Consider the following 1,379-nt stretch of genomic DNA (forward strand, 5'->3'; position numbering starts at 1 on the left):
CCTACAGCTTTGAGGTGCAACATCTCTCTCTCTCACTGCATAGGGCAGTATTTGCCTCCGATTTCAGCCCGTTCCTGGCCTGACTGGCAGTTCGGCCCCGTACACAGGCTGGACGGGACAGTATTCCTGTAAGCCAGAACTTCTGACGCCCCAGCATCTGGAACAGACCCGAACAGCAACCCCACGTGTCCGCTTCGCCAAGGTGACTGTGCAGGTGTCGGCGGATGCCAAAATGGAGTCAACTGCCCTGTTCCCACCCAAATTTGCAACTTCCCCTCTATCACGCAATGGTGGGGCACGGCCTGGTGGGCGTCCTCCTATCAAGGTAGGGCAGTTTTGGGTTCACAATGCAGGGATCATTACGACTGGTGTACCCAATGGCGTCTTCTACCCCGGAAACACTGGCCTTTCAGGGTTCCAAGCCTCTCCTTGCGCCAACACTGCCCCACCGCAAACCGTCACAGGAACAGGCGGCCCTCCCACCATGCCTATCACGCAACCTATCCCCTCGCCCCCAGTGACGGTCTCTGGTTCTGGGTCAGGAGGAAGCGCCCCGGCCCCCGTTACTACCCCTGCTGGTGTCACCGGCCCGATGCCGAATGCCTCTCCAACCCCAAGCCCTACGCCACCGAGCCCTGTGGGCCCGTCCGCAGCGTCGAGCCCTAGCATTCCTGTCGTTAGCAGCAGTGGCGAAGTGCCGCCACCTGGCTGCAATGTAGTCGCTGCAGGCGACTGCTGCGTGACGGCTGACTGCCCCACGGAAGGCGAAGTCTGCTTTGGCTCGTCTGAAGGCGTGGCTGGTACCTGCCGGGCCGAGACAGACGGGGCCACAGCCCTCGCACTTTGCAGCCTAGCCCTGCTTCTCCAATAAACCGCGTACCGCGCAAACCACTTGCAAAAGCGAGTCTCCAGTCTCTTTATGCGAGCTCAGGGCCTCTTCGGGTTGATCTGACCTTTGCTAGCGCGGTGTCTCATCGTATTCAGCTTCTTCTCCATGCTTTTCACCCTCTCTGAATCGCCTTCTAGCTTAGGGGAACTGCGCAACGTTACCCTCCTTAGCTCGCATTTGCTTGAGTGTTTTTTCAACTCTCTTAATTTCTTCTTCAAGGACGAGGCTGGGTGGGGTAAACTCCCCTGTGGATTAGGAAGAGAAGGCATGTTTCTACCTCGATGGCTTGCTTTTGACTCCAGCATAGCATCTGCTATTCTGCCTTCAATGTCTGAATATCAATACAACGACGGCACCCTGAAGTTTTTGTTCCATAGCACTAAGCTTCTCAGCCTTTTCTGTTTCATCAGCTTGTTCATTGTTCCGAAGATTCTTCTATGTTACAAACTAGCTACCTCTATGGAACGCAGTAATTGTTGCTTGCGTTCAT

Annotated in this window: 2 protein-coding genes; both read left to right on the top strand. The window is 55.8% G+C overall.

Annotation, left to right across the window (positions count from 1 at the left end):
• Window positions 1–484 precede the first annotated feature (484 nt).
• Window positions 485–871: a hypothetical protein gene (locus V6D20_11160; protein HEY9816341.1), complete on the top strand. Its 387-nt coding sequence runs from the start codon at window positions 485–487 to the stop codon at window positions 869–871.
• A gap of 123 nt (window positions 872–994) precedes the next feature.
• The coding region (locus tag V6D20_11165) for a hypothetical protein (GenBank protein HEY9816342.1) at window positions 995–1,379 on the top strand (385 nt) is incomplete at its 3' end.

This window comes from Candidatus Obscuribacterales bacterium (assembly GCA_036703605.1).
GTDB lineage: Bacteria > Cyanobacteriota > Cyanobacteriia > RECH01 > RECH01 > RECH01.

Excerpts from the sequence above, each read along its gene's own strand:
- V6D20_11160 (HEY9816341.1), top strand. The coding sequence starts at position 485 with ATGCCTATCACGCAACCTATCCCCTCGCCCCCAGTGACGGTCTCTGGT.